This window comes from Brevundimonas sp. NPDC090276 (genome assembly GCF_044772165.1).
Taxonomy (GTDB): Bacteria; Pseudomonadota; Alphaproteobacteria; order Caulobacterales; family Caulobacteraceae; genus Brevundimonas.
In genome coordinates this window covers 1,098,554-1,122,251 of record NZ_JBIVYK010000001.1, presented here as the reverse complement: position 1 = coordinate 1,122,251, position 23,698 = coordinate 1,098,554, and the positions used below count along the sequence as shown (strand labels likewise).

The following is a 23,698-nucleotide window of genomic DNA, read 5'->3' as shown; positions in this document are numbered from 1 at the left end:
CGGATAAGACCGCAATATTCATCAGACGGTGAAAAAGGGAGAGCGATGCGCAAGATCTACGCTGACGTCACGTCCGCGCTGGAGGGCCTGACCTTTGACGGGATGACCGTCATGTCCGGCGGCTTCGGCCTGTGCGGCATTCCCGAGAACCTGATCGCGGGGCTGAAGGCCTCGGGCGTCAAGGGATTGACCGTCATCTCCAACAACGCTGGCGTGGACGGATTCGGCCTGGGCCAACTGCTGGAGACGCGCCAGATCGCTAAAATGATCTCGTCCTACGTCGGCGAGAACAAGGAGTTCGAGCGCCAGTATCTGGCCGGTGAACTGCAGCTGGAGTTCAACCCGCAGGGCACCCTGGCCGAGCGCATCCGCGCGGGCGGCGCAGGCATCCCCGCCTTCTTCACCGCCACCGGCGTCGGCACCTTGGTCGCGGAAGGCAAGGAAGTGCGCAACTTCAACGGCCGCGACTATGTGATGGAAACCGGCCTGGTCGCCGACCTGGCCATCGTCAAGGCGTGGAAGGCCGACGAACGCGGCAACCTTGTCTTCCGCAAGACAGCCCGCAACTTCAACCCGATGATGGCCACCGCCGGCAAGGTCACCGTCGTCGAGGTCGAGGAGATCGTCCCGACCGGTTCGCTGGACCCCGACCATATCCACACGCCGGGCGTCTATGTCGACCGCCTGATCCAGACCGTGTCCGAGAAGCGCATCGAACAGCGCACCGTCCGCCAGAAGGAATCCGTCTGATGGCCCGTACCCGCGAACAACTGGCAGAGCGCGCCGCGAAAGAGCTGCAGGACGGCTTCTACGTGAACCTGGGCATCGGCATCCCGACCCTGGTGGCCAACTACATCCCCGAAGGCATGGTCGTGACCCTGCAGTCGGAGAACGGCATGCTGGGCATGGGCCCCTTCCCCTATGAGGGCGAGGAAGACCCCGACCTGATCAACGCCGGCAAACAGACGATCACCGAGATCCCCGAGTCGGCCTATTTCAGCAGCGCCGACAGCTTCGCCATGATCCGCGGCGGCCACATCAACCTGTCGATCCTCGGCGCGATGGAAGTGGCCCAGAACGGCGACATCGCCAACTGGATGATCCCGGGCAAGCTGGTGAAGGGCATGGGCGGCGCCATGGACCTGGTCGCGGGCGTCAAGCGCGTGGTTGTGGTCATGGAGCACGCCAACAAGCACGGCCAGTCCAAGGTGCTGAAAGAATGCACCCTGCCGCTGACCGGCACGGGCGTGGTCAGCCGCATCATCACCGACCTGGCTGTCTTTGACGTAAAGCCGGACGGTTCGGGCCTGGAGCTAATCGAACTGGCCGAGGGCGTGACCCTGGACGAGGTCGCCGCCAAGACCGAGGCCGACTACACGGTGGCCGCTGGCCTGGGCTGAACCGCCCTCCTCCCGCTCTGAAAAGATAAACCCCGGCGACCGCGAGGCCGTCGGGGTTTATCTTTAGTCCCGCGTCGCCTGGAAACCTTGCTGGTCGGTCCAGAGGACGATCTGGCGGCTGGCCTCTGCGGTGGCGCGGTCGAAGGCGGCGACGATAGCCGACTGGCGGTTCTCGCCGGCGCTCTCGCTGACCGTGATGCGGTCTTCGGCCACGATCGAGCGATCCCCCGGTCGGATCAGGCGCAGCAGCACGACGATGTTCGCATCCGGCACGGCGCCCGGCGCGGCGTAGTCAGCCTCGAATCGGCGCACATCCACGCTGAGCAGAAGGCCGTCGCGCGTCAGCGGACCGCCGCTCAGCACCGTGCAGGTCCCGCCATCGGCGAAGGCGTTGCGCAGGGCCTCCTCGAACAGGGTCTCGGCCGGCGACACCCAGCGTGCGCCCTTGATGTAAGCCGCCTCGGCCCCGGTCACGGCCAGAATGCGGTCTCCGCGCGCGGCTTCAGGGAAGTCCACCCGCCGCATCGAGACATGCACATCCGGGCAGGCCGAGGTCGCCCCCGTTCCGGCGAAGGCCGAGGCCCCGCCGAAGCGATAGAGCTGAACCGGATCAGGCGACGCGAGCAGGGCGCAGCCCGATAGAGCAACCGAGGCGGCGGCGATCAGAAGAGAAGAACGGATCACGGCTGCACCTCGATTTCCTTGGACGGCGCCTTGGCGATGAAGTCGCGCGGACTTTCCCGCACATTGTCGATCAGCGACTGGAGCGAGCGCGTCGCCTGATCCAGCTGGCGGATAGTATCGTTCAACTGCGGCACAGTCTGGGTGCCAAAGTCGCCCAGCGGACCCTCAAGACCCGTGGCCGAGCGGTTGATAGAGGCGATGGCGGCCTGAGCTTCCTGGGTTGCCTTGTTGATATTGGCGATGGCCTGCTTGCCGTCGCCGTCGATCATCTGACGCGCGCTGGCGCCCAGGGCCTGATACTCGCCGACAGCGGCATTGGCCTTGGTGATGGTCTCTTCCAACTGCTGGAACATGCCCTTGCGTGCTTCCAGCTCGGCGGTCAGGCCCTCGACGTTCTTCACGCTGGACGAGAAGCTGCGGATGTTGTCGTCGGACAGCACGCGATTGATGCGGTTCAGGGCATCCACGGTCTGGGCCAGCACGGTGCCCGACCCGCTCAGCAGTTCCGCGATGGGGCTGGGCTGGCTCTGGATCACCGGGACGACGTTCTCGGGGTACTGCGTCTTGAGCAGAGGGCTGTTCGGCTCGCCTGCCGTGATCTGGATATAATTCAGACCAGTGATGCCCTGCGGCTCCAGTTGGGCCCGCGAAGTGGTCCGCACGGGGGTCGTGCCGTTCAGACGCACGCGAGCGATGACCTGGTCCCCCTTCTTGGGGTCCAGGTTCAGGGCCGTGACCTCGCCGACGCGGATGCCGTTGAAGTGCACCTCGCCGCCCTCGGACAGACCACGCACGGGGCCGTAGAAGACGATGTCATAGACATCGTAGTCATTGTTGAACTGCAGGCGGGCCAGCCAGATCGTGAACACGGCCAGAGCCGCCAGAAGGGCGACTGTGGCGATGCCGACGGCGGCGTAGTGGGCGTCTCTTTCCATCTCTCCGCTCTCCTCAGGCGGCGCTCTGGCGAGCGGCGCGTCCGCGCGGCCCCAGGAAGTATTCCTTGATCCACGGATGATCGGAACGTTCCAGCTCCTGAACCGTGGCCTTCTCGACGACGTGCTTGTCGGCCAGCACCGCCACCTCGTCACAGATGGCGTAAAGGCTGTCGAGGTCGTGGGTGATCATGAAGACCGTCAGATCGAGGTCGTCCGACAGGTCGCGGATCAACTGATCAAAGGCCGCCGCTCCGATAGGGTCCAGCCCCGCAGTCGGCTCGTCCAGGAAGATCAGTTCAGGGTCCAGGGCCAGGGCGCGCGCCAGGCCGACGCGCTTGCGCATCCCGCCCGACAGTTCCGCCGGCTTGAGATACAGCGCCTCGGGCTTCAGTCCGACCATGGCGATCTTCATCTCCGCCAGCTCGCGAATGGTGTCGCGCGGCAGGCTGGTGTGCTCGACCAGCGGCGAGGCGACGTTGTCCAGCACCGTCAGCGAAGAGAACAAAGCCCCCTGCTGAAACAGGACGCCGGTGCGCCGCTCGACCTCGGCGGCCTCCGCCTTGGTCATCTCGTCGCGATCATAGCCGAACAGCTTCACCGTGCCGCCCTCGGGCTGCTTCAGGCCGATGATGGAGTTCAGCAGCACCGTCTTCCCGGTGCCCGAGCCCCCGACCACGCCCAGCACCTCGCCGCGCCGAACCGTCAGGTCCAGATCCTGATGGATCACCCGGTCGCCAAACTGGCTCAGCAGGCCGCGCACCTCGATGACGTTCTCGCGCAGCGGCTTCTTCTCGCGAGGCGTCACAGGTTCAGCTCCAGGAAGATCATGGCGAAGATCGCATCCAGGAAGATGATGGCGAAGATGGCCTGAACCACCGCCGCCGTCACCCGCCGCCCCAGACTCTCGACATCCCCCGCCACGGCCATGCCCTGGCGGCAACCGATGGCGGCCACCACCACTGCGAAGACCGGCGCCTTGATCAAGCCGACCATCAGGTGCTGATCCATCATCGGGTCTTCGGTGATGCGCTGAATGAAGAAGGCCGGGCCGTAGGACAGCTCGCTCCAGGTCACCAGCATCCCGCCGAACAGTCCCGTCACCATGCCGACGAATGTCAGCAGGGGCAGCATGACCAGCATGGCCGCCAGACGCGGGATCACGAGGGCCTGGAATGGGCTGACCCCCATGACCTGCATGGCGTCAACTTCCTGATTCATCCGCATCGAGCCGATCTCGGCAGCGAAGGAGGAGGCCGAGCGACCCGCGAGCAGGACCGACGTGATGACCACCGCAAACTCGCGCAGCACCGAAATGGCCACCAGCTGCACCGTGAACACACCGGCCCCGAACTGGGTCAGCAGATTGGCCCCCAGGAAGGCGATGACTGCGCCAATGAAGAAGTTGGTCACGGCGATGATCGGGATGGCGTCCAGCCCGGCCCGCTCGCCCTGGCTGAACCAGGCGGGCCAGCGTATGGCGCCGGGGTGTTTCAGCGCCGATCCCACAGCGATGATCAACCGGCCCAGGAAGGCCAGCGACAGCATGGCCTCGGCCAGAAAATCATAAACGCCCAGACCAATCTTGGCGAAGGTGCGGGTGAAGGGGTGCGAGCGACGCGGCGGATTGCAGGATTCGCGATCCAGCTTCTCGACCATCGCATAGATGCGGCCTGCCTCGGGGCGCTGGGCCCAGGCCGCTTCGGGAATGAGCTGCGTCGTCGCCTGGGCGACCGCCAGTGCGCCCGCCGTGTCGAAGCGCCCAAGCTCCGTCAGGTCCAGCGCGCTCACATTGCGTCCCGCCAGATCCGCGCGCAGACGTTCGCCCTGGCGGCCGATGCCCGTCGACGACCAGTCGCCGCTCAGCCGCAACACGGTCGCCTGCCCGCCCCCGTCCTGGATTTGATACTGCGCCGTCCGACTCATCCTTCAGATCACCGGCGCGGAATGCAGCTGCGCGTGGGCATGGGTTCGCACCCTCCTCGGCGCGCAATCGACTGTCTGTCGGCGTTTCCGACACAGCAAGGCTTAGACCCAGCCAAGGCCCTACTGTCAACGAACGATGACTTTACATCGCTCCATGGCTTCGCCGCCTCGCCCCGCAAACTTCACCCTTCCGACCACAGCCCAGCTTTGACAACGCGGGCCACGCGGTTTCGTTCAGCCAAGCCGCAACGGTCGATCAGCGCAGATAGTCGAGCAGAGACACCTGACGCAGTTGGCTAAGCACCTGGGCCGAGGCCTGCAGGGCGATCTGGGCCATCTCCAGTTCGGTCACGGCCTCGGCCATATTGGCGTCGGTCTTGCCGGACAGCATGGTGTCGACCGAAATCTTGCGTGCTTCCTGCGACTCCAGCAGCGTATCGATCCGCGCCTGCATCGAACCGTTCTTGGCCTGGATGTTGACCACGTCCTTGGCCGAGCTCTCGAAGCGCGACATCAGCGCGGTCAGGGCCGTCTTCTGGGCGTCGTCCATCTGACCGTTCAGCGGCGTGGTCTGATGCAGAACCTGCAGATCGCGGAAGACGTCGAACAGGGCCTGACCGATGTCGCTGGCCAGGAAGCCCGTGTCCATAGTGACAGTTTCGTCCAGCAGCGAGGTCTGTTTCAGTTGGTCGTTCTTGAAGGCGTCGCTGGAGGCCGGCATGGTCGCCAGCTTCTCCAGGTCCGTGGCGCCGATGGGCGTGGCGGGCAGGACCACCGCCTGCTGATCCACGTCGCCGCCGGCGAACAGGAACTTGCCCTGGTGCTTCATGTTCAGCCCGTCCTGGGCCATCTTGAAGATGGTCTCCATCTCGGACATCAGCCCCTCCATCCGCCCGGCGGCGATGGCGTTGGCGATGGCCTGCCGTCCGGCAGTCGCGGCGTCGGCGACGCGGTCCAGCCCCATGTCCTGCATGGTCAGCCGGTCGGCCACCGTCTTGTTGGTGTCGATAAAGCCCTGGATGCGTGTCTGGCTGGACTTCAGCGCGATGACCGTCTCGGACTGGCGCCCGAAACCGATCAGATCGGTAGCATTCTTCTTGGTGTTGACCTTGTTTTGCGCTTCCTCGCCGCGCGACTGCGCGTTCATCAGGTGCAGCAGGGCCGACTGATAGTTTCCAAACGTCGAAACGCGGGTCATCGCATCATTCCGATCAGGGTGTCGTACATCTCCGACGCTGCCTGGATAAGGCGCGCCGAAGCGTTAAAGGCTTGCTGATAGGTGGTCATCAGCACCAATTCCTCGTCCATGTTGACGCCCTCGACTGAGCTGCGTCGCGCCGAGGCTTCATGATACAGAGCGCTGGCGCTTGTCGCGCGGGTCTTGGCTATCGTCGCCTTGCCGCCCAGCTCGCCTGAAAATTCAGCCGCATAGCGCGCCAGGGACATGTTGACCCCGCCCGCGCCGCCCGCCGCCGAGAAGTTGGTCGCGTTCTGATCGGCCTTGGCCAGCAGACGACCGCCGCCGCCGTCGTTCTTGCTCAGCGCCGGCGTGCCTGCCGCCGCACCAAGGTTCAACTGGGCCAGGGCCAGCTTGGACGGGTCCTTGGCGATGTCCGCCCGCACCGAGAAGCCGCCAGCGCGAGAGGCGCGGGCGCCGCTCAGGCCGAACAGGTCGCTCATCGACACGCCGGAGGGAACCTGACGGGTGCCGTCCTCAATCACCGACATGGTCGATGGCGGCGCGCCGTGGCCGGTGAAGATCAGTTCGCCAGCGCCATTCATGCTGAAGCTGCCGTGGGCGCCGACGCCCGTCGTCGGATCGTTCAGCGCCGTCAGCATCTCCGCCATCGTGCCCGCGCCCGCCGGCACGGTCACCGACAGGTCGCGGATGCGCGAGCCCGAGGCGTCGGTAAAGCGGAACTTGATCGTCTCCCCCGGCGTGAACCCATGTTGCGAGGCGGGCGTCAGGCCGGTGTCGTAAAGCGCCGGGCGATCCGTCGAGACCAGGTCGTTCAGGCCAAAGTAGTGCGAGAAGCCGCGCCCGGCCTTGGTGCTGGGATTGGTCGCGTCATCGGTGATGGCGACGCCCTGCCCTGCAGGGGCCTGGATGCTCAGGCGTCCGTCGATGAAGCTGGCGGTCGCCCCGCCGAGCTGACCATTCAGCGTGGCCAGGAAGGTGGCCGGCGTCGACGCCACCCCGTTGATCGTCATGGTCCCGCCCGAGAAGACGATCTCGGCCGAGTTCTGGATCACGCCCTGGTCGTTGACGGTCGTGATCGTGGTCTTGCCGGTAAAACCCGCCAGCGCCGTCTCCAGCGATTGGCCGACATTGCGCCCATTCAGGATCGCCGGCGGCGGCACGGCGGACGAGGCGTTGTGCGCGCGGTTCAGCTCATCGGCCAGCCGCGTCATCATCTCGCCCAGACGCTCGGCGGCGGCGGGCGCGTCCACGTCGCGCAGCTCCAGTAGCCCCTTGATCTCTCCCGAGGCCAGACCTTCGGTCAGCGGTCGCCGCTGGCCGTTCGGCTCTGTGATCATGATCTGGTTGAAGACGGTTTCTGCCGAGACAGCCCCGGCGCGCTGATACTCCAGCTTGGCCGCCCCCTGCCCGGCAAGCAGGATGCCAGCCCCGGTCCGCACCTCGATCCCGCCGATGGAGCGGGTTGTGATCCGCACATCCAGCAGCTCGGACAGTTCGTTGACCAGCGCCGCCTGGGCCGTCTCCGCCCCGGTCGAATCCGTGCCGACCACATTAGCCTTGGCGATGTCGACGTTCAGCTTCTCGATCTGTTCGACCAGACCGTTGACCTTGTCCACTGCGCTGCGCAGGCGCCCGTCGGCCTCTTCGCGCGTGGCCTGGATTTCCTTGGCGACACGTGCCGCCTCGTCGAACATGGCCTGGGTCTTCCAGATCGCGTCCTGACGCAGCGGCCCCGATGTCGCGTTCTCGGCCGAGGTCGAGAAGGCCGAGAAAATCTTGTCGATCTGGGCAAAGAAGCCGCTGTCCGCACCTGGATCGCCGAACTGCGACTGGATGTTGTTGAACAGTTCATAGCGCACCGACTGGCGCCCCGCGTCGGCGCCCGCGTTCAGGCTGGCCGCCTGCAGGAAGCGGTCGGTGGCCAGGCGGATGCGCGCGATCTCGACGCCCGCGCCCGTACCCTGACTGGCCCAGGACTGCTGATCGGCGATCTTGCGGATATAGCCAGGCGTATTGACGTTCGAGACGTTGTCCGAAACCACCCGCAGCTGCGTCTGGGCGGTGTTCATGCCCGAGGTGGCGATGTTCATGATCGAGTTCAGGGACATCAGAAACGGACTCCATACAGGCGCGCGCCCGGCAAGCCTTGCTGGCCTGCGCGCAAATCTTGCCCGGCGTTTCGGTTAGCCATTCTAGCCAACTCCTTGATTTTCTTGATCATCGGCTTTTCAGCCCCTGTGCGTTCACAGATCACGGCGCAAATCACAGGCCATGTCGTCCAAGAGGTTGGATCGGCCCGGTTCGCCCGGCAAAAAGGTGGCGGCGCGGCAAGAACCGCCGAGCGCCATCGTCGCCCAGCGCGTCGCCAAAAACGAAAAAATTCGTTTGTTTTCATAGTGTTGATCGAACACCCACCACTTGGCCCGGACCTTGCGCCAGGCCTTTCGAATAGCCCGAGCGCAGTAGGCGCCGCCCATCCAGCGAAAGCCTCGTCGCCTCTCATGTCCGCGCTCAGCGTCATGTCCACGATCGCCCCGACCGTTTCGGCCGGAGCCTCCGCCGCCGCCGTCGAAACGGCGACGGACGAGAGCCTGTTCGCAGGCCTGGTCGCGGCCACCGCCCCGTCGACGAAGGCCCCGAGCGAGGACGTCGCCCCGGCCCTGGACGCAACGCTCGCCGAGGGCGACGCCGCCGAAACTCCCACGCTCGACGCCGCCCCGAACGTCGCAACGAACGCTACGCCGGCCTGGCCGCCTGTTCCGCTGATCGCCCCCGCGCCCCTGCCCGTCGCGCCGGCCGCCGCAACAGAGGCCGGCGAAGCGACGGCGACGCCGGCCCCGACACCGGCCCTGCCTGTCGGACCCGCGCCTGTCGCCCCGGCTCACTCAGCAGCCCCGACCGCGCCTGCGCCAGCCGCGCCTAAGCCCTCGCTGGATCTCGCCACGGCCCCTGTCGCGCCCGCCGCCGCCGACGAAGCCGAGGACGCAAAAACAGCGCCGACGCCCGTCGCCGCTTCGTCCAAGGACGCGGCCTCGCCTGTCGCGGCCCTTGCCGCCTCCCCCCTGCCGGACGCCGCTCCGATCGAGCCACGCCAGGCCCAGGCCGTTAGGGCCGCTCCCGCCACACCTTCGGGCGAAGCGCCCGTCGTCGCGCCCAAGACCGCCCAGACGTCGCCTCAGCCCGTCGCCGCGCCTCTGCCGACGTTGGCCGCCTCGGCCGCCGCAGAAGCTCCCGCGCCGTTCGCATCTCCGGCCCAGCCGAACGCTGAATCACCCGCCAAGGTCTTAGCGCCCAAGGCTGCCGCCGGTGTCGCCCCTCAGGCGCCCGCCACGGTCCCGACGACGAGCGCCCTCTCGGCATCGCCGGCTCGCCTGGCCCCGACCGCCCCTGTCGCCGCCGCCCCTGTCGAGACCCCGACGACGCCCGCCGCCTCCACCGCTTCGGCCGCGCCCGTCGTGATTGCCGCGCAAACGCCCGCGCCCCGCCTGACGACGGCCCAGCCCGTTGCGGTCGCCGCCGCCTCGCCCGCCGCAGTCGATGACGCGACAGATGCGGCTGAACCGACCGTCGCCGCCGCGACCGTCTCGCCCGAAGGCGAAGGCGCGGAACCCCAGGCCGCCGCGCCGTCCACGCCGCCCGCAACCGCCCCGGCCCCGACTTCGACCCGCAACGGGTCGGCCCGCCTGGACGAGCGTCGCTCCAACGCCGCGACCGCCAACGGCGCCGTTGACGCCAAGGCCGAAAACGTCGGCGTCGCCCGCGCCGTCCTGACCAGCGCGGCGCCCGCCGCTCCTGTTTCCTCGGCCCCGGCCCCGGCCGCTGACGGCGCCGCCGCCGCGCCCGTCCTCCCCGCCGAGACGGCGGCGCTTGATGCGCCTGTCGATCCGGCCCCGGCGCAGCACGCTCCGGAAGCCCAGAGCGCCACCCCGTCCGCCCAGCGCGATCTCGGCCTGTCGCAACTGTCGCGCGCCACGGTCGAGACCACGGCTCATCTGGCCGCCCAGATCATCAAGAAGCTGGAAGGCCGTTCGACCCGCTTTGACATGGCCCTGTCGCCCGAGGGCCTGGGCCGCGTCGATGTCAGCCTGGAAATCGATTCAGACGGCCGCCTGGCCGCCCGCCTGGCCTTCGACAACCCGGCGGCGGCCACCGACATGCGCGCCCGCGCCGACGAACTGCGTCGTCAGCTTCAGGACGCCGGCTTCCAGCTGACCCAGGACTCGCTCGAGTTCTCGGACCGCAACCCCTCCTCGGGCTTCAACGGCGGCGGCGCCTTCGACCGCGCCCCTGACCGTCGCGCCTTCGCCGGCGCCGCACGCCTGGCCGCCGAGGCCGACTCTGTCCTGCCGCCTTCCGGCGCCTGGGCTTCCCTCTCGATGACGCCCGACCGCGTCGATATGAAGGTCTGATCGATGGTCACCGCCGTCAATGGAAACACCGCCACAGGCAAGATCAACACCGGCTCGACCATGCTGGCGTCGAACTTCGAGACCTTTCTCTCGTTGCTGACGGCCCAGTTGAAGAACCAGGACCCTCTGTCGCCCATGGACTCCAACGAGTTCACCGGCCAGCTGACCCAGATGGCCGGCGTCGAGCAGCAACTGCTGTCCAACCAGCTTCTGACCGCCCTTCTGAACGGTCAGCAAGGCGACGGCCTAGCCAACGCCTCGAACTACATCGGCAAGAACGCCACCGCCGTCTGGGACGCGACCAAGGCCGCCGACGGCAAGGCGACGTGGAGCTATGAACTGGGCACGAACGCCACCGAGGTCGAGCTTCAGGTTCTGAACGCCGCCGGTCAGGTCGTCTGGAAGGGCCCCGCCCCCGAAGGCGGCAATACTTCAGGCGTCCACGACTTCAACTGGACCGGAGGCGAGGACGGCAGCGTCTACACCCTGAAGGTCGCAGCCAAGGACGGCGCCAGCAAAGTCGACGCCCAGGTCCTGATGCGCGGCCGCATCACCGGCGTCGAGATGTACGCCGACCAGCCCTACGTCACGATCGGCAACTCGGTCATGCCGCTCTCCAGCATCATCGCGCTCGACGAGAAGAACGCCAGCGCAACCCCGACGCCGGATCCCAACCCGACGCCGCTGCCCACAGATCCCGAGACCGACGCCTGAACGGCGTCCCTCTCGCCTTCCCTATTTCCGCCTAAGGAGCCGCTTCAATGAGCATCAACAGCGCCATGCAGGCCGGGGTTTCCGGTCTTTCCGCCAACTCCGCCGCCCTGGCCGCGATCTCGCAGAACATCGCGAACGTGAACACCATCGGCTACAAGCGCACCCAGGGCGAGTTCCAGACCATCGTGAACAGCCAGAGCAAGGGCGCGGGCGGCTACGCGGCCGGCGGCGTCATGACCACGGCCCGGCACTTCATCAGCCAGGAAGGCCAGCTGCAGCGCACGACCGAAAGCACCGACCTGGCCGTCGACGGTCAGGGCTTCTTCGTCACGACCGAGAAGGCCGAGGGCGTCGGCGCCACCGACAGCCGGCTGTTCACCCGCGCGGGCGCCTTCCGCATCGACAACCTTGGCTATCTGAAGAACAGCGCCGGCCTGTACCTGCAGGGCTGGCCCGTTGACTCCAACGGCGACATCGCCACGGACCCGTCGGACCTGACCCGTCTGCGCTCGATCAACATCGGCACGGTCGGCGGCACCGCCGAGCCCACCACCCGCGCCCAGATCAACGCCAACCTCTATTCCGGCCAGGCCGTTTCCAGCGCCGCAGCCCCGCAGAAATATACGGGCGTGGCCATGGTTCCCGCCGCGTCAGGCCCCAAGGACTTCACGGTCCGCTATTCGCCGACCGGCAACGCCAACGAATACAATGTCACCATCAAGACTGGCATTGAGACCATCAACGCCGTCGCCACCTATGACGCCGCCGGCGCGCTGGTGGGCATTGCCGGCCTGACGCCTGCCGGCGCCTCGGTCGATGCCGGCCTGGCCAACCTGACCCTTCCGTCGGGCGGCGCCGTCTCGCTCGGCAGCCCCGGCCTTGGTCTGTCCACCAACAACATCGCCAAGACCAAGTACGATCCGTCGATCAACTCGATGGCCATGTACAACGGCGAAGACGACAACCCGGTGGGCATCAAGCCGGACTTCAAGATCAACATCCCGGTCTCGGACTCCAAGGGCGGTCAGCGCAACATCGAGATCCGCCTGCTGAAGAGCGACGTGGCCAACGAATGGTACGCAGAAATCGTCGCCGTTCCGGCTGAGGATGTGGTCACCGGCGGCGCCTATTCCAACGGCCAGATCAAGAAGGGCATCATCGCCTTCACTCCGGCGGGCCGTCTCGACGTCTCGACGATGCAGGGCTGGCCTTCGGGCAAGGGTCTGTTCGACGACCCCGCCAACGCCGTGCTGGACTTCGGCAAGTCCGACCCCAACGCCGTCATCGACCCGGCCAACCCCGCCGACGACCTGAAGGTGAAGTGGGCCGACGGCCTGGGCATCTCGTCCCAGACCCTGACGCTGGACCTCAGCACCTCGGCCGGCGGTCTCAGCCAGCTGAACACGGCCTCGATCGTCCAGTCGACGGTGACCAACGGCACCGCCTTCGGCAACCTGTCGGACATCAAGATCGACGAGAACGGCTTCGTCACCGCCATCTTCGACAACGGCGTCATGCGCCGGATCGCCCAGGTCGCCATCGCCACCTTCCCCAGCCCCGACAGCCTGCGTCAGGTCACCGGCAACGCCTTCCGCGTCAGCCTGGACAGCGGCACCTTCAACCTGAAGGCGGCAGGCACGGGCGGCGCGGGCATGATCGCGGCCCAGCAACTGGAGTCCTCGACCGTCGACCTCTCGGCCGAGTTCACCAGCCTGATCACCACCCAGCGCGCCTACTCGGCCTCGTCCAAGATCATCACGACGGCGGACGAGATGCTGGCCGAACTGCTCAGCATCAAGCGCTGATCGGCTAACCGGAATCGATGAGTAAGCCTCCGTTAGACTCGATGAATCCTTCGTTTCCGGCGCCATCCATGCGCCGGGGACGGAGGATGCATCTTAGCCATTCCTTCACCACGACGCTTAAACGCCCCTTAGCCGGGGCGCGCCTAGGGTACGCGTCGATGGTGGTGGTGAAAGAGGCTTAAGCCCATGCTGCAAGAGCGACGCCTTAATAGTAGAGGCGAACAATATGTGGTCGGCCCGACGGGCACGCCGCTGACCCTGCGGGATCTCCCGCCGGCGGAAACGAACCGCTGGGTGATCCGCCGCAAGGCCGAAGTGGTCGCCGCCGTGCGCGGCGGTCTGATCAGCCTGGAAGACGCCCTGACGAAGTATCGTCTGACGGCCGAGGAATTCATCGCCTGGCAACAGGCGATCGACAAATGGGGCATGCAAGGGCTGCGCACCACGCGCATCCAGAGCTACCGGGATTAAGACATTCTTTTGGGGCCTATCGCGCTTAGCGCTACTTGAGGCCCGCGAGATCAAAAGGCCGCTTCCGAAAACGGAGGCGGCCTTTGTCGTTTTCAGAGCCATGCCTCGAAATCGAACGCAGGGACCTCTATATGGCGGCGATGACCCTGGCTGACGACATTTGCCCCGTTCCAACCATCGCCCCCATGTCCGGCGCCGCCGACATGGACGCTGCGATCGAGAGCGCGCGACAGGCCGTCGGCTTGCCGCTTGGGTCGCGCGTGGTCGCCGCCATGTCCGGCGGCGTGGATTCCACCGTCGTCGCTGCCCTGCTGGCCAAGGCCGGCTATGACGTGGTCGGCGTCACGCTGCAGCTTTACGACCACGGCGCGGCCCTGAAGAAGAAGGGCGCCTGCTGCGCCGGTCAGGACATCCACGACGCCCGTCTAGCCGCCGAGCTCATCGGAATCCCTCACTACGTCCTCGACTACGAAAGCCGCTTCAAGGACGCGGTGATCGACCAGTTCGCGGATTCCTATCTGAAGGGCCAGACCCCGGTCCCCTGCATCCGCTGCAATCAGACCGTGAAGTTCCGCGACCTGCTTGACGTCGCCCGCGACCTCGGCGCCGAGGCCATGGCCACCGGTCACTACGTCCGCCGCGCCGCCGTCGGCAACCGCTCGCAGATGCGCAAGGCCGTCGATCATTCGCGCGACCAGTCCTACTTCCTGTTCGCCACGACCCAGGACCAGCTCGACTATCTGCGTTTTCCCCTGGCCGATCTGGAAAAGCCCCAGGTGCGCGGCGTCGCCGCCGCCCTCGGCCTGCGCATCGCCGCCAAGCCCGACAGCCAGGACATCTGCTTCGTCCCCTCCGGCGACTACCGCACCCTCATCGACCGCCTGCGCCCGCAAGGCCGTGAAGCGGGCGAGATCGTCCACATGGACGGCCGGGTGCTAGGCCAGCACGGCGGCATCACCGACTACACCATCGGCCAGCGCCGGGGCCTGAACGTCGCCGTGGGCGAGCCCCTGTTCGTCACCAAACTGGACCCTGACAACCGCCGCGTCATCGTCGGCCCCCGCGAGGCCCTGCTGACCGCCAGCCTGACGCTGGAGGAAACCAACTGGCTGGGCGATCAGGCCACGATCGAAGAAGCCGCCCGCGACGGCGCCCCTGTCCTCGCCCGCGTCCGCTCGACCCGCCAGCCCTCCCCCGCCCATCTGACGCTGGATGAAAACAACATCGTCTCGGTCGTCTTCGACGAAGGCGAAGAAGGCGTCGCCCCCGGCCAGGCCTGCGCCCTCTACGACCCCGCCGATCCCGACCGCGTCCTCGGCGGCGGCTTCATCCAGAGCACCACCGCTGTCGCCTGACGCGCACAACGACACGCAGACGCTGAGCGTCCGCGCCTGCCTGCCCGACGAGATGCTGTATCTGCGCAACGCCTTCCCGCGTGAGCGCTGGACCGGTGCCCTGCCTGAAACCGCCGCCTTCTGGCTGCAGATGCACGCCGGCTTCCGCGCGCAGCAAGTTCAGATGGCCGACGCCGCCGCACGTTGGCGCTCTGACGCGCTGGACCCGCACGGCCTTCACGCCGCCCTGCTGCCGACGCTGCAAGCCTTCCTCGGCCATCTGGACGGTCACCACCGGGTCGAAAGCGGCCACTATTTCCCGCAGTTCCGTCTGATCGAGCCGCGCATCCAAACCGGCCTCGATCTGCTGGACCGCGACCACGACGCCATCCACGCCCATCTGGACGCCCTCTACCATTCGGCCGTCGCCTTTCATCAGGCGGTCGCGGGCCAGTCCCCCGGCGCCCCCGACCTCGCCCACCGCCTCACGGATGTGCTGGACCGCGCCGCGCCTGACCTGATTCGTCACCTCGACGATGAGGAAGACATCGTCATCCCCCTGTTGGCGCTGAAGGGCGAGCCTGCGGCCTGACCTCGCAGAACCGCACTCATTAAACTTTCGACAGGCCGCATCCGGCAGGCCATGCTGACGCCTCATCTGGTCATCACGCACCTCAAGAGGCTCCGAATGCGCTCCTTCGCCTGCATGGTTTCCGCCCTGGCGCTTGTCGCCGCCGCCCCCGCCCTCGCCCTCGCCGCCGAGCCCCCCGCCCCGCCACAGGCCGCCGCCGCCGTCGCCGCGCCCTATACCGCCGCCCAGTTCTACGAGACCAAGAGCTATCGGATGCCCAGCGCCTACGGCCTGGCCTTCTCTCCCGACGGACGCACCCTGCTGCACGCCTCGGACGAGACCGGCGTGTTCAACGCCTACGCCCTGCCGGTGGACGGGGGCGCCGCGACGCCCCTGACCCGCTCGACGTCGGACGCTACCTTCCCGCTCAGCTATTTCCCCAACGACGCTCGCCTGCTGTTCACCGCCGACCAGGGCGGCAATGAGTTGAACCACGTCTATGTTCGCGCTCTGGACGGCTCGGTCCGCGACCTGACGCCGGGCGAGAAGCTCAAGGCCGATTTCCTGGGCTGGAACGCCGACGGCCGAACCTTCTACGTCACCTCCAACGCCCGCGATCCCGAAGCCTTCGACGTCTACGCCTATGACGCCGAGACCTACGCCAGCCGGATCGTGTTCCAGAACACCGGCTTCACGCCTTCAGAAATCTCACCGGACGGGCGTTGGCTGGCGCTGGACAAGTCCAACACCAGCGCCGACGTCGACATCTATCTGGCCGATCTCCAGACAGGCGGCGCCCCGGTGCTGATCACCCCGCATCAGGGCGCCGTCCAGCACGGCAGCTACACCTTCACCCCCGACAGCAAGGCCCTGATCTACGGCACGGACGAACACGGCGAGTTCACCCAGGCATGGAGGCGCGATCTGGCCACGGGCGCGGTCGCGCCGCTGATCCAGGCCGACTGGGACGTCCAGTTCGTCTCCTACTCGCCGTCAGGTCGCTATCGCGTTTCGGCGCTGAACGCCGACGCCTCGACCGACCTGACGGTGCTGGACACCCGCTCCGGCCAGTCGGTGCGTCTGAGCGGAGCGCCCGCGGGCGATCTGGGCGGGGTGCGTTTCAACAAGGACGAGACGCGTATCGCCTTCACCGTCACCTCCGACACCTCGCCGACCGACCTGTTCGTCGCCGACCTGTCGACCGGACAGGCGCGCCGCCTGACCTCGGCCCTGAACCCGACCATCAAGGAGAGCGACCTGGTCGAGGCGACCATCGTCCGCTACCCGGGCGAAGGCGGGGTGATGGTGCCGGCGGTTCTCTATCGGCCCAAGGGCGCCTCGGCGGCCCACCCGGCCCCGGCGGTCGTTCTCGTTCACGGCGGGCCGGGCGGCCAGACGCGGCGCGGCTATTCCGCCATGGTGCAACACCTGGTCAATCACGGCTATGCAGTGCTGGGCGCCAACAACCGGGGTTCGTCCGGCTATGGCAAGACCTTCTTCCACATGGACGACAAGAAGCACGGCGAGGCCGACCTGCGGGACATCGTCGCCGGCGGCGACTGGCTGCGGGCCCAGGACTGGGTGGCCGACGACCAGGTGGCGGTCATGGGCGGCTCCTACGGCGGCTACATCACCGCCGCGGCCCTGGCCTTCCATCCCGAGAAGTTCGAGGCCGGCATCGACATCTTCGGCGTGACCAACTGGGTGCGGACCCTGCAGTCCATCCCCGCCTGGTGGGGCGCGCAGCGCGTGGCTCTGTTCGATGAAATGGGCGATCCGGCGGTCGACGCCGAGCGCCACCGCGCCATCTCGCCCCTGTTCCACGCTGACAAGATCCGCCGCCCCCTTCTGGTGGTGCAAGGCGCCAACGACCCGCGCGTGCTTCAGGTCGAAAGCGACGAGCTGGTCGAGAAGGTTCGCGCCAACAATGTGCCGGTCGAATACGTCGTCTTCCCCGACGAAGGCCACGGCTTCCAGCGCCGCGCCAACCGCATCACCGCCCAGGAGGCCTACCTGGCATTCCTGAACCGCTACGTCCGCAAGGCCGACTAAGCCTTAAGCCGCTTCCTCGACATGAAGGACGGCGCGGTTGCGGCCCTCCTTCTTGGCGCGATAGAGGGCCGCGTCGGCCGCCTGCAGGGCGGCGCGGCCCTCGCGGTCCATGCCCGGCCGCCAGCTGGCGACGCCGAAGGACATGCTGGTGCTGCCCAGGGCCTGATTACGCTGACGCAGCGAGATGCCGGCGATGGCCTGACGCACGGTTTCGATCCGTTGCAACAGCGCCTCGGGCGTCGTGCCGGGGGCGATGATGGTGAACTCCTCGCCGCCGTAGCGGCAGACGATGTCGCCGTCGCGGAAACGGTGCCCCAGCTCGGCAGCAACGGCCTGCAGCACCAGGTCGCCGGCGTCATGGCCGAACTCGTCGTTGAAGCGCTTGAAGTGGTCGACGTCGCACATGACCACGCACAGCGGGCTGCCCGACCGGGCGGACCGCGCCACCTCCAGCGCCAGGGCTTCTTCCATGTAGCGGCGGTTGAACAGGCCGGTCAGCGGGTCGCGGATCGTCTGTTCCTTCAGGTCGCGCTGCAGCTGCTGGTTGACCATGGCCGAGGCGATGTTCTCGACCAGAACCTTGATGCGGAAGCCGCTCTCAGTGTCCAGCACCCCGTCCAGATGCAAGACGCCGATGACCTCGCCCGAGGCCAGCAGCGGCTCGCAGTGATAGGCGTGATCCTTGTCGCCGACGTGGTCGCAGACGATGTCGGCGCCCGGCTCGCTGACAAAATGGCTCTGGCCGCGCCGCAGGGCCCAGCACTGGTCCGGCCCGAAGGCGTCGCCGTCGCCGTCGTGCTCGCCCCAGGTCGAGATCGGCACCAGCAGGTTGCGCGAGTTGTTGTAGGCGTACAGCACCCCCGGCACCCCCGGCAGGACGCGTGGCACAAAGGCGTGGATGACCTGAGCCAGTTCCGCCTCGGTGCGGGCCGCCTGCATCCGGTGGGCCATGCCGCCCAGCAGCTCGATCACCTCGCCCCGCTGGCGCAGGACATCGCTGCTGGACAGAAGCTCGTCGTGGACCCGTTTCAGTTCGCGCTCGCTGCGCCTCTGGTCGTCCGACGCCGTCGCGAGGCGCTGCACCATGTCGTTGTAGCCGTCGGCCAGCCGGTCGAACTCGCGCGAGCCCATCCGCCCGGCGATGCGCTGATTCAGATCGCCGCTTCCCAGACCCGTCATGGCCCGCGTCATGACCCGTACGGGCTGGCGAATGCGGCGAATGACCATGAAGGACACCGATAGCGAGAACAGAGCGATCAGCGGACCGCCGATCAGGGCCAGCCGTTTGCCCCACTCCAGACGGCGCTCGGCCGCCTCGATCCGCTCGACCTGCAGCCTGCGCTCCTCGCCAAGGAATTCCTGAGACGCCAGCAGGACCTCGCCCATGGAATCCAGCCCGCGCCCCCCGACGATGGCCGCCTTGGCCTCGTCAAAGCGCCCCTGTCGCGCCAACTCCAGCGGCTGACGCATCAACTCGGTACGTTCCGACAACAGGGCGCCAAACGCCTGGACGCGCGCGCGTTGGCTCGGGTTGTCCTTGGTCAGCTCGACCAGATCCGAAAAGGACCGCAGCGAGTCCGCCACCCGTCGATCAAACGACTGAGCGTAGCCGGGGTTGTGGGTCAGGACATAGCCGCGCTGCCCCGACTCGGCATCGCGCAAGCCCGCCATGGTCTCTTCCATGGCCTCGATCACCTGGGCGGAATGCGTCACCCAGCGGAAGCTCTCGCGACTCTGCCGCGAGGCGTCGACGAGGGACGCCACCAGGGCCAACAAGGCAATCACTACCAGAGCGCCGACTGCGGCGATCCTGGACGTCAGGGACAAAAACATGGCCCAAAGGTTAACGGCGGATGGTTGACGGAAGCTGAATGTCCGCGTCGCCCCTTACCAAGTTCCGGCAGCTATCCGCGCGCGGCGTTCCAACTCGGCGGGGCTTGGCGCCAGACCCGCACCAAAGTCGCCGGGCTCGACTGCGCCGTCCGGTTCATAGGTCGCGACGACGACGCCGCGCGGCGTGACCTCGTGCTCGACCATCCGCATCGACCGGGGCGGCGTGCCGTCGCCGAACAGCCGCTTGCCGGCGCCGAGAACCACCGGAAACGTCATCAGGATCAGCCGGTCGATCAGCCCGGCGGTCAGAAGCTGCGGATAGAGGGTGCTGCTGCCCTGAATGATAAGGTCCGGCCCTTCCCCGCGCTTCACCTCCGCCAGGGCGTCCAGACTGGTCAGACGATGACTGTTCTCCCACGCCAACGGCTGCGCGCCGCGCGTCACGACATACTTCGCCGCCCGATCAAACCGCGCCCCCAGCCCCGCGTCCTCGCCTTCGACAAAGGGCCAGTAGGCGGCGAAGATGTCATAGGTCCGCCGCCCGAGCAGCAGGTCGAACGGCGCGCTGAACAGGGCGTCGATCCGCCGCCCGCCCGCTTCATCGAAATAGGGAAACAGCCACCCGCCCAGATCAAAGCTACCGGACCGATCCTCGTCAGGACCGCCCGGCGCCTGCATCACCCCGTCCAGCGACACGAAGGCCGCACCGATCACCTTGCGCAACGTCCGGCTCCTCGCGTCTCGTACGGTGCCGACAACCGCCGGTCAGGCTGATCGTTCCCGGCGCAGTCTGAGTGGCCTCAATGTCGGCTCACCGCCGTTTGGAAATGACCGGTTCCGGCCTGTTGCGGGCAGATCGCAAATCAGCAAAATGGCGCCATCTCTGGGGAGACGGGGCAGCGAGTCTGGTGAAACCAGCTGTGTTGATGGTGGATGTCGATGGCGTGGTGGTTCGCCACCCTGATCCATCAGGATGGTCCGCTTGCATTGAGGATGACTTGGGTATTCAGCGCCTGGCGCTGCAAGCTCGCTTCTTCAAACCGTGCTGGGACGACATCATTCATGGTCGCGCAGCACTTCGGGACAGATTGGCGCCCGCGCTCGCGGAAATCGCGCCGCATGTCAGCTGTGATCAGTTGATCAGCTATTGGTTTGAAGGCGACGCCCACCTCGATGAGGCCCTGCTGGTTCAGCTGGCTGAGGTTCGCGGGGCAGGCGTGCCGCTGCACCTGGCGACCGTTCAGGAGCATGAGCGCGCGTCCTACCTGTGGAACACGCTCAGGCTTCGCGACCGATTTGATGACATGCACTATGCCGCGCAGCTTGGCGTTTCAAAGCCGTCACAAGATTTCTATGCTGCGGTGGAACAGCGCGTGGGCCTGCCCGCGTCGGCGATAGCCTTCATCGACGACACCGAGAAGAACGTCGAAGCCGCACGTGTGCGCGGGTGGCGTGCGGCGCTTTGGACGCCCGGCGCAACTCTCAGCAGTCTCATCCCAGAACTGAACCACTAGCCGCCCCTGGACGACGCACAGATGGCCCTCTTCCCCCCTAGGCCGCCTCTTCCTTCGGCAGCACATCGCCCACGGTTGGACGGTTCTCAGCCCAGGTCAGTTCGATGTCCCGGGGTTTGACGATCTCGTTGCAATGGCCGCAGGCGATGCGGGGCTTGAGGTCGTGGCCGCAGGTCTTGTGAACCATGGAGACGCCGCTGTCGGCCTCGCCATAGACGTGCTTCTCGCCCCAGGCGTGCAGGGTCACCAGCACCCCGTACAGGTCCTTGCCCTTGGTGGTCAGAACATATTCGTTGCGCGGCGGGCGTTCCGAATAGAGCTGCGGCTCCAGAACCCCATGCTGCACCAGCGACTTCAGCCGCGCGGCCAGGACGTTGCGGGCCACGCCCAGCCGGTCCTGCCATTGCTCGAACCGGCGCACGCCATTGAAGGCGTCGCGGATGACCAGCAGGGTCCACGGGTCGCCGATCACCTCCAGCGTGGCGGCGATCGAGCAGCTCTGGCGGCTATAGTCGGCGGTGCGTCCCATGGAGCGGAAAGTGACCCCGCGTCAGGCTTTTGACAAGTGGGTTGCCAATCGGGACGCAGTTTGTCAGTTTCTTTAGGCAACTAACTAGCGGCTCCCCGGTCGCGGTTCCTGCATTCCTCGACTTGCGGGCGGCGACGCTTCAGTCTCCGCCCGCCTCTTTCGCCTGCTGTTGCGTGGACCGATGACCGAAGCCGACCTGCTGCACGACGCCCTGACCCTGACGCCCGACGAAGAGAGCCTGAGCGCTCATCTGACTGGCGACTTCTCCAACGGCCCCATCGCCGCCCCGCCCGAGGCGGGCTTCCCCTTCGGCGGCCTGCTGGCGGCCCTGTGCGCCGGGGCCATGCGACAGGGCCTGGATCTCAAGGCGCCGCTGCGCAGCCTCAGCGTCCAGTATCTGGCCGCCGCCAAATACGGCCAGCCGATCCATTTCCGCCCCCGCCTGCTGCGTGGCGGCCGCAAGGTCGCCTATGCCGTGGTCGAAGGCGGGCAAGGCGCGCGCCTGACCCACCACGCCAGCGCCACCTATGGCGCCGACGGTGAAACGCCCCAGTCGTTGACGCCCCTGCTGACCCCGCCGCCATCGCTGGACAGTTTGAAGGACGCCCCCGGCATCAGCGGCCCCATGGCCCCGCGCTTCTCGCAACACGTCGACTATCGCTTCGACGGCGGCCCCAACATCCTGGGCGGCAACGAAAGCAAGCCAGTCGTTGAGCGAGTCTGGATGCGCACAAAGGACGGCGCGCCGCTGGACGAACTGCGGCTCTGCTACCTGCTAGACGCCCTCTATCCGCCCGCCTGGACGGCCTTCACCGCCCCGCCGATGATGACGACGGTGGACCTGCGCTACGACTTCCTGACCGATCCAACGCCGGACACCGCGCCCGATGGCTGGGCCTTCTTTGAGTACCGACTGCTGGACCACGGGCTCGGCTGGTCGGTGGACGAGGCCGTCGCCTGGGGCGCGGATGGCCGCCCCCTGGCCCTCGCGCGCCAACGCAGAAAGCTCCTCTAGGGCCGCCCCGCTTGCCAGCGGCCCTCCGCCTCCCCTAATCCCCCGCGAAACGATTCATACTGGAAACGCCCCTCATGACCGCCGCATCTGATCCCGTCGTCATCGTCTCCTTCGCTCGCACGCCCATGGGCGGCTTCCAGGGCGCGCTGTCGCCGGTCAAGGCCACCGACCTGGGCGCCACCGCCGTCAAGGCCGCCGTCGAGCGCGCCGGCGTCGCCCCTGAACAGGTCGAACAGATCTTCATGGGCTGCGTCCTGCCCGCCGGTCTGGGCCAGGCCCCGGCGCGTCAGGCCGCCATCGGCGCGGGCCTCGGCAAGCACGTCGAAGCCACCACAGTGAACAAGATGTGCGGCTCGGGCCTGCAGGCCGCCATGATGGCCCACGACGCCCTGCTGGCCGGCACGGCCGAGGTCATCGTCGCCGGCGGCATGGAGTCGATGACCGGCGCCCCCTACCTGATGAACAAGCACCGCGGCGGCGCCCGCATCGGCCACGACGTCATCGTCGACTCCATGATGATGGACGGCCTTGAGGACGCCTATTCCCCTGGCAAGGCCATGGGCGTCTTCGCCGAGGACGCGGCGGCCCAGTACCAGTTCACCCGTGAAGCGATGGACGAGTACGCCATCGAGAGCCTGACCCGCGCCCAGGCCGCCATCGCCTCGGGCGCCTTCAAGGCCGAGATCGTTCCGGTCGAGGTGCAGACGCGCAAAGGCACCGTGACGGTCAGCGAGGACGAGCAACCCGGCAAGGCCGACGCCGCCAAGATCCCCACCCTGCGCCCCGCCTTCACCAAGGACGGCGCCATCACCGCCGCCAACGCCAGCTCGATCTCGGACGGCGCCGCGGCTCTAGTCATGACCCGCGAAAGCACGGCCAAGGCCCTAGGCCTGCCCATCGTCGCCCGCGTGGTCAGCCACGCCGCTCACGCCCATGAGCCGGGCCTGTTCACCACCGCCCCCGTCCCCGCCATGCAGAAGGCGCTGAAGAAGGCCGGCTGGTCGGTCGAGGACGTGGACCTGTGGGAGGTCAATGAAGCCTTCGCCGTGGTCGCCATGATCGCGCAGCAGGAACTGGGCATCGACCGCGCCAAGCTGAACGTCAACGGCGGCGCCACGGCGCTGGGCCACCCCATCGGCGCCTCGGGCGCGCGCATCCTGTCCACCCTGCTTGCGGCGCTTCAGGCGCGTGGCGGCAAGAAGGGCGTGGCCTCGCTGTGCATCGGCGGCGGCGAAGCCGTGGCCATGGCCGTGGAACTGCCCTGAATCTATGGCGTTCTCCACGGTCACGCTAATCTTGGCCGTGGAG

22 protein-coding genes are annotated in these 23,698 nt (G+C 67.1%); 12 read left to right on the top strand and 10 right to left on the bottom strand.

From position 1 onward, the window contains the following. Nucleotides 1–45 precede the first annotated feature (45 nt). Nucleotides 46–750, top strand: a complete 705-nt coding sequence (locus tag ACIQTU_RS05505; protein ID WP_400543462.1) for a CoA transferase subunit A — start codon at nt 46–48, stop codon at nt 748–750. Next, entirely contained in the window at nt 750–1,400 is a 651-nt protein-coding gene (locus ACIQTU_RS05500) for a 3-oxoacid CoA-transferase subunit B (protein ID WP_400543459.1), read from the top strand. Before ACIQTU_RS05505 ends, ACIQTU_RS05500 begins: the two co-directional genes overlap by 1 nt. A 63-nt stretch (nt 1,401–1,463) precedes the next feature. On the opposite strand, the gene ACIQTU_RS05495 is transcribed toward ACIQTU_RS05500, so the two are convergent. From ACIQTU_RS05495 to ACIQTU_RS05465, 7 genes are all read right to left on the bottom strand, one after another. Further along, the gene (locus ACIQTU_RS05495; RefSeq protein ID WP_400543456.1) at nt 1,464–2,084 is read right to left on the bottom strand and encodes an ABC-type transport auxiliary lipoprotein family protein; all 621 of its coding nucleotides are present in this window, start codon (nt 2,082–2,084) and stop codon (nt 1,464–1,466) included. Continuing rightward, complete coding sequence (locus ACIQTU_RS05490; protein WP_400543453.1) at nt 2,081–3,019, bottom strand: MlaD family protein; 939 nt, start codon at nt 3,017–3,019, stop codon at nt 2,081–2,083. Before ACIQTU_RS05490 ends, ACIQTU_RS05495 begins: the two co-directional genes overlap by 4 nt. A 13-nt stretch (nt 3,020–3,032) precedes the next feature. After that, nucleotides 3,033–3,824, bottom strand: a complete 792-nt coding sequence (locus tag ACIQTU_RS05485) for an ABC transporter ATP-binding protein (RefSeq protein ID WP_400543450.1) — start codon at nt 3,822–3,824, stop codon at nt 3,033–3,035. Next, the gene (locus ACIQTU_RS05480; RefSeq protein WP_400543447.1) at nt 3,821–4,942 is read right to left on the bottom strand and encodes an MlaE family ABC transporter permease; all 1,122 of its coding nucleotides are present in this window, start codon (nt 4,940–4,942) and stop codon (nt 3,821–3,823) included. The genes ACIQTU_RS05485 and ACIQTU_RS05480 overlap by 4 nt, the downstream gene beginning before the upstream one ends. Nucleotides 4,943–5,198: 256 nt before the next feature. Further along, nucleotides 5,199–6,140 (bottom strand): flagellin, encoded by a 942-nt coding sequence (locus tag ACIQTU_RS05475; protein ID WP_400543444.1) that lies wholly within the window; start codon nt 6,138–6,140, stop codon nt 5,199–5,201. After that, complete coding sequence (gene flgK, locus ACIQTU_RS05470) at nt 6,137–8,251, bottom strand: flagellar hook-associated protein FlgK (protein ID WP_400543441.1); 2,115 nt, start codon at nt 8,249–8,251, stop codon at nt 6,137–6,139. The genes ACIQTU_RS05475 and flgK overlap by 4 nt, the downstream gene beginning before the upstream one ends. Before the next feature lie 135 nt (nt 8,252–8,386). After that, entirely contained in the window at nt 8,387–8,620 is a 234-nt protein-coding gene (locus tag ACIQTU_RS05465; RefSeq protein WP_400543438.1) for a hypothetical protein, read from the bottom strand. A 42-nt stretch (nt 8,621–8,662) separates the two neighbouring features. On the opposite strand from ACIQTU_RS05465, the gene ACIQTU_RS05460 reads away from it, so the two are divergent. From ACIQTU_RS05460 to ACIQTU_RS05430, 7 genes are all read left to right on the top strand, one after another. Further along, entirely contained in the window at nt 8,663–10,552 is a 1,890-nt protein-coding gene (locus ACIQTU_RS05460; RefSeq protein WP_400543436.1) for a flagellar hook-length control protein FliK, read from the top strand. Between the two features lie 3 nt (nt 10,553–10,555). Continuing rightward, entirely contained in the window at nt 10,556–11,266 is a 711-nt protein-coding gene (locus tag ACIQTU_RS05455; RefSeq protein ID WP_400543433.1) for a flagellar hook assembly protein FlgD, read from the top strand. A 47-nt stretch (nt 11,267–11,313) separates the two neighbouring features. Beyond that, the gene (gene flgE, locus ACIQTU_RS05450) at nt 11,314–13,071 is read left to right on the top strand and encodes a flagellar hook protein FlgE (protein ID WP_400543430.1); all 1,758 of its coding nucleotides are present in this window, start codon (nt 11,314–11,316) and stop codon (nt 13,069–13,071) included. Between the two features lie 186 nt (nt 13,072–13,257). Further along, entirely contained in the window at nt 13,258–13,542 is a 285-nt protein-coding gene (locus ACIQTU_RS05445) for a DUF1153 domain-containing protein (RefSeq protein WP_105563033.1), read from the top strand. 131 nt (nt 13,543–13,673) lie between these two features. After that, nucleotides 13,674–14,897: a tRNA 2-thiouridine(34) synthase MnmA gene (gene mnmA, locus ACIQTU_RS05440; RefSeq protein WP_400543426.1), complete on the top strand. Its 1,224-nt coding sequence runs from the start codon at nt 13,674–13,676 to the stop codon at nt 14,895–14,897. Nucleotides 14,898–14,949: 52 nt separating this feature from the next. Continuing rightward, on the top strand, nt 14,950–15,468 hold the full coding sequence (locus tag ACIQTU_RS05435; protein ID WP_400543423.1) for a hemerythrin domain-containing protein: 519 nt from the start codon (nt 14,950–14,952) through the stop codon (nt 15,466–15,468). Nucleotides 15,469–15,564: 96 nt separating this feature from the next. Next, entirely contained in the window at nt 15,565–17,499 is a 1,935-nt protein-coding gene (locus ACIQTU_RS05430; RefSeq protein WP_400543420.1) for a S9 family peptidase, read from the top strand. 3 nt (nt 17,500–17,502) lie between these two features. Here the strand turns inward: ACIQTU_RS05430 and ACIQTU_RS05425 are convergent, their stop codons facing one another. Together ACIQTU_RS05425 and ACIQTU_RS05420 are read right to left on the bottom strand one after the other, a co-directional pair. Then, complete coding sequence (locus ACIQTU_RS05425; RefSeq protein WP_400543417.1) at nt 17,503–19,212, bottom strand: diguanylate cyclase; 1,710 nt, start codon at nt 19,210–19,212, stop codon at nt 17,503–17,505. A 174-nt stretch (nt 19,213–19,386) separates the two neighbouring features. Further along, complete coding sequence (locus tag ACIQTU_RS05420) at nt 19,387–20,046, bottom strand: dihydrofolate reductase family protein (RefSeq protein ID WP_400543787.1); 660 nt, start codon at nt 20,044–20,046, stop codon at nt 19,387–19,389. 89 nt (nt 20,047–20,135) lie between these two features. Here ACIQTU_RS05420 and ACIQTU_RS05415 point away from each other — a divergent pair, with 89 nt between their 5' ends. After that, nucleotides 20,136–20,846, top strand: a complete 711-nt coding sequence (locus tag ACIQTU_RS05415) for an HAD-IA family hydrolase (protein ID WP_400543414.1) — start codon at nt 20,136–20,138, stop codon at nt 20,844–20,846. 37 nt (nt 20,847–20,883) lie between these two features. Here the strand turns inward: ACIQTU_RS05415 and ACIQTU_RS05410 are convergent, their stop codons facing one another. Then, the gene (locus ACIQTU_RS05410) at nt 20,884–21,375 is read right to left on the bottom strand and encodes a winged helix-turn-helix transcriptional regulator (RefSeq protein WP_400543411.1); all 492 of its coding nucleotides are present in this window, start codon (nt 21,373–21,375) and stop codon (nt 20,884–20,886) included. A gap of 181 nt (nt 21,376–21,556) precedes the next feature. Between ACIQTU_RS05410 and ACIQTU_RS05405 the strand changes: the two genes are divergently transcribed. Both ACIQTU_RS05405 and ACIQTU_RS05400 read left to right on the top strand, forming a co-directional pair. Then, nucleotides 21,557–22,390 (top strand): acyl-CoA thioesterase, encoded by an 834-nt coding sequence (locus ACIQTU_RS05405; RefSeq protein WP_400543408.1) that lies wholly within the window; start codon nt 21,557–21,559, stop codon nt 22,388–22,390. A 74-nt stretch (nt 22,391–22,464) separates the two neighbouring features. Continuing rightward, nucleotides 22,465–23,655 (top strand): thiolase family protein, encoded by a 1,191-nt coding sequence (locus ACIQTU_RS05400; protein ID WP_400543405.1) that lies wholly within the window; start codon nt 22,465–22,467, stop codon nt 23,653–23,655. Nucleotides 23,656–23,698: the final 43 nt, after the last annotated feature.